A 4633-nucleotide genomic window follows, 5' to 3' on the forward strand; every position below is an offset into this window, starting at 1 on the left:
TGTAGAGCAGTCTATGCTAGCGGCTGGTATTGTCCAAGGTCGGGTTATTCCCTATGGAATTGACGTGGAGTTGTTTCAGCCAACATCCGATAAGCGGACGCTGCGATCGCAACTAGGACTACCGCTAGACGCTAGGATTATCTTCTCTACGGGCAACTATATTCGCACAAGCCGCTGGAAAGATTACCCAACCATGCGATCGGCAATGGTGGAGGTTGCCAAGCAGCTTCCTGATCAGCACTTGTTGTTCCTCGTGTTAGGGCTAGAGGACATTCCATCAGAACAAATGGGCAACTTGGAGATAAGGTTTCTACCCCATCAGAGCGATCGTGGGGTTGTTCAACATTACCAAGCCGCAGACCTATATCTTCATGCCGCAAAGGCAGATACATTTCCGCTGTCTGTTTTAGAAGCATTAGCCTGCGGTATGCCTGTAATTGCTACAAAAACAGGGGGTATCCCAGAGCAAGTTGACCACGGTGACACAGGGTTTCTAGTAGATCCTGGAGATGTGCAGGATATGGCTAGATGGCTAACAACACTATTGCTTGATGCTGAGCGGCTAGCCGCTATGGGAACTAGCGCTGTCAACGCTGCTCACCAACGCTTTGCTCTTCAGCGCATGATTGATGACTACCTTACGTGGTATCAGGAAATCTTACAGGGGCATGGTAAACTCCTGTGAGCAATGGTTGTTCAACATTATGCGCGGTTTCGTGCCTTCTCATTATCTAAGGTAGTAGGGTGTCAGAAATGACATGGACGGGTAAACAGGTGTTAGTGACGGGAGCGGGGGGCTTTATCGGCAGCCACCTCTGTGAGGCGCTAGTCCAAGCAGGAGCCGAGGTCACTGCCATGATTCGCTACAGTTCCCGCAGTGATTGGGGCAACTTAGAGCTACTGCCCCCTGACCACAAAGCCAATTTGCGAGTTGTTGCAGGCAATATTGAAGACAGTGATTTCGTGGCTCGCCAAGTCAAGGGTAAGGCGGTGGTGTTTCACCTAGCGGCACTGATTGCCATCCCCTACTCCTATGTGGCTCCCCTTAGCTATGTGCGGACAAATGTGGAGGGGACGCTGAATGTGTTGGAGGCGGCGCGGAATGTTGGGGTGGAGAAGGTGGTGCATACATCCACATCGGAAACCTACGGCACGGCTATTTATGCGCCGATCGACGAAAAGCATCCCCTCCAGGGGCAATCTCCCTATTCCGCCTCTAAGATTGGTGCGGACAAAATTGCCGAGAGTTACTATCTGTCCTTTAATCTGCCTGTGGCTACGATTCGTCCCTTCAATACCTACGGGCCGCGTCAGTCTGCCCGCGCTGTTATTCCCACCATTATCAGTCAGGCATTGACCCAACCCCAGATTAAGTTGGGATCTCTAACTCCAGTGCGAGATTTGACCTTTGTCAAAGATACTGTGCGAGGGTTCCTGAAGATTGCTGAGGCTCCGGCTAGTGTGGGCGAGGTGATTAACATCGGCTCTGGTAAAGGAGTAACGATCGGTGAGTTAGCCCAGCTTATTTTGGGTTTAATGAACTCAGATAAGCCGATCGTCACGGACGAAACTCGGATCCGTCCAGAGAAAAGTGAGGTGATGAAGTTGATCTGTAATGCCGAAAAAGCTGCTGCTCTGGTTGGTTGGCAACCCAACTATACTCTCGAACAGGGGCTGGCGGAGGTAATTGACTTTGTAACCCACCATCAGGCCTTGTTCAAACCCAATCAGTACACACTTTAAGATACACAAGATACGCAGCTTAGATACTTAAGAAACACACCTTAGAATTGTGCGAGGACTGTAGTTGTGCAAGCAGTTATCTTGGCTGGCGGCAAAGGCACGCGCCTCCGTCCCTACACCACTGTGCTACCCAAACCACTGATGCCAGTGGGCGACTACCCAATTTTAGAAATTATCCTCCGGCAATTGAAACATGCTGGCGTAACGGAGGTGATTTTGACGGTTGGCTATTTGGGGCAAATTTTGCAGGCATTTTTTCAAGATGGCGCTCGCCTAGGGTTGCACATTACCTATTCCTTCGAGGACAAGCCTCTAGGCACAGCCGGGCCGATTGCTCTTGTGCTTGACCAACTTCAGGACAATTTCCTGATTATGAATGGTGACCTCATGACCACCATGAACTACAGCAACCTCTACCAGTTCCATCAAGAGAAGCAAGCTGCTGCTACGATCGGCCTATTTCAGCGGGAAGTGAAAATTGACTTCGGCGTGATTGAAACCGATCAAGAGGGTAAGCTCTCGAAGTACATAGAGAAACCTCGGTATCAGTATAGTGTCAGCATGGGGGTGAACGTCCTTAACAAAGCGCAAGTCATTCCCTACTTGATCCCCGGTGAATATCTGGACGTGCCTGACCTGATGATGAAACTCCGCAACGATGGTCGCCCAGTGTATTGCTACCAAGAACCTTGCCGCTGGTTAGACATTGGTCGATTAGACGATTATCAGATTGCTACGGAACTGTTTGAGGCCCACCGAGCCGAGTTTTTGCCCGGTGAGGAGTAGGGGCAGAACCATGAGAGCATTGGTGACTGGCGGTGGAGGCTTCTGTGGCAAGCACTTAGTGCGTTACCTAGCTCAGCAAGGGGTGGAGGTACATACGATCGGCACCACACCTGCTTCATCCCACCACTATGCCCTCACCGATCCAAGTGATCTAGCCATGCTCACGGCTGCTATTACCGCTGCCCAGCCAGACTGTGTGCTGCATCTAGCCGGAGTCAGCAGTTCCCCATTGCCGAGTCAGTTCTATCTGGTCAACACTGTCTATGGGGCTACCTTGCTGCACGCCCTAGAGGTCGCTGGCTATGGCGATCGTCCTGTCTTGCTCGTTGGCACAGCCGCCGAATACGGACGCATCACCCCTGAGCAGTTGCCCATTGCCGAAACCTGCCCCTGCAACCCCTATAACCACTATGGCATCAGTAAGCTAGCCCAAACCCAGATGGGCCTAACCCTTGCCCAGCAGGGACGACCGATTGTAATTGCCCGCCCTGCCAACATCATTGGTGCAGGAATGCCCCCTAACCTGGCACTGGCTAGTTTTGCCCGCCAAATTCGGGCGATCGCCCAAGGGGAACAACCACCTGTGATTGACGTTGGCAACCTCAGTAGCATTCGCGATTTTGTCGATGTTGCTGATGTCGTCCAGATCTATTGGCAGCTTATTCAACATGCACCTGCCTATGGGCAAGTCGTCAATGTTTGCTCTGGGCGAGGCATAGCGATGAGCGACCTGCTCACACGGTTGATTGTTCTGTCTGGTCTTGAGATTGAAATTCGAGTCAATGCTCAGCGCTACAAACCAGTGGATATTCCCGTCCATTACGGCAGCACAGAGCGATTGCAACAGCTAGTAGGGCATGTGCCATCCTTGAACCTAGACCGAGTGTTGCGGTCTCTCTTAACCTTGCCTGCCAATGGCTAACTAGTAATCCTTTATGCTGCAAACTAGCTAACCTCATGACGCTGGTGGTGAACTGTTGCCATTGGGTTTGGCTACATGGGGTAAGCCCCAGCCTAGTTTCTCTCGCAGCAAATGGAAAAACTCTGGTGGTTGCAAGCGAATAAACCGAGCGACATAGGGAGCTTTCTGGATACGTACATGGTCATCGGGTTGCACATAGCAGGCTGCATTGCCGTCAGCAACCATAACCAAACGTCCCGGACTGGCAGGATAGATGGTTACGGGTTCGGTGTTAGCAAATACTAATGCCCGTGATGCCAAAGAATGGGGACAGATTGGTACAAGTTGCATTACAGGGATACCTGGAGTGATTACAGGCCCACCTGCAGACAGGGAATAGGCCGTAGAGCCAGTGGGTGTAGAGACAATCACGCCATCGGCAGCAATATCAACTGTGGCATGGCTGCCGATAGCAATCTCAAAGTGACACATGCTGGTTAGGGGTTCCCGATGGATCACGACCTCGTTGAGGCAGAGTGCCTCCCATAAAGTATCTTCCGCTACTTTCAGTTGCACTAGGAGCATGGTGCGGGTTTCGATGGCATACTGTCCAGACAATACAGTGTCTAGTGCTTGGGGCAATCGGTTCAGGTATGTTTCAGTTAAAAAGCCCAGATGGCCAGTGTTGACGGTTAATAGGGGAATGCCCCATGGTGCCACTTGGCGAAAGGCAGACAAGACAGTGCCATCACCACCAAGGACGATCGCAAAGGCCATCTCTTGATCAAAGCCAGGGGGAGCAAGTTGCTCAACTCGGGTATGACAAAATGGCCCCTCTGGGCGAGAGCAACCCAACATCCCACCTACGCCTGTTGCCATCTGCACATCCCAATGCTTTTTGGTCAGCTTGTCCTGTAACTCTGCGGCGACCTGACAAGCGATCGGCTTCATATCATTGTAAATAATGCCAACTTTGGGCACACCCAGCGTCCAACTCTTGTGAAAGGAACAAACAAAAAAACGGGCAAATGAGCCATAACACCCACAACCCTGTTGCCATTCTAGACTGTTTAGTCACAACGGGGAATCGGTCATTGGTCATTCGTGATGGAGAGATTTGTCGCTACAGGTCAACCTTAGCAAGAACAACGGACAGCAACACTGAACGGCATGAATCGAAATGAATTTTCAAGCAGCACGTTT

At 51.2% G+C, this 4633-nt stretch carries 5 protein-coding genes; 4 read left to right on the plus strand and 1 reads right to left on the minus strand.

Translation table 11 applies throughout. The features are described 5' to 3' along the window. From NZ772_14370 to NZ772_14385, 4 genes are all read left to right on the plus strand, one after another. Positions 1 to 685: glycosyltransferase (locus NZ772_14370; GenBank protein ID MCS6814735.1), on the plus strand; the 685-nt coding region annotated here is incomplete at its 5' end. 68 nt (positions 686 to 753) lie between these two features. After that, on the plus strand, positions 754 to 1743 hold the full coding sequence (locus NZ772_14375) for a GDP-mannose 4,6-dehydratase (protein ID MCS6814736.1): 990 nt from the start codon (positions 754 to 756) through the stop codon (positions 1741 to 1743). Between the two features lie 66 nt (positions 1744 to 1809). Then, complete coding sequence (locus NZ772_14380) at positions 1810 to 2529, plus strand: sugar phosphate nucleotidyltransferase (GenBank protein MCS6814737.1); 720 nt, start codon at positions 1810 to 1812, stop codon at positions 2527 to 2529. Between the two features lie 10 nt (positions 2530 to 2539). After that, positions 2540 to 3451: an NAD-dependent epimerase/dehydratase family protein gene (locus NZ772_14385; GenBank protein ID MCS6814738.1), complete on the plus strand. Its 912-nt coding sequence runs from the start codon at positions 2540 to 2542 to the stop codon at positions 3449 to 3451. Between the two features lie 33 nt (positions 3452 to 3484). Here the strand turns inward: NZ772_14385 and NZ772_14390 are convergent, their stop codons facing one another. Continuing rightward, a complete protein-coding gene (locus tag NZ772_14390) occupies positions 3485 to 4411 on the minus strand; it encodes an NAD(+) kinase (protein MCS6814739.1) in 927 nt (308 codons plus the stop codon). Positions 4412 to 4633 lie beyond the last annotated feature (222 nt).

It is taken from the genome of Cyanobacteriota bacterium (assembly GCA_025054735.1).
GTDB lineage: Bacteria > Cyanobacteriota > Cyanobacteriia > SKYG9 > SKYG9 > SKYG9.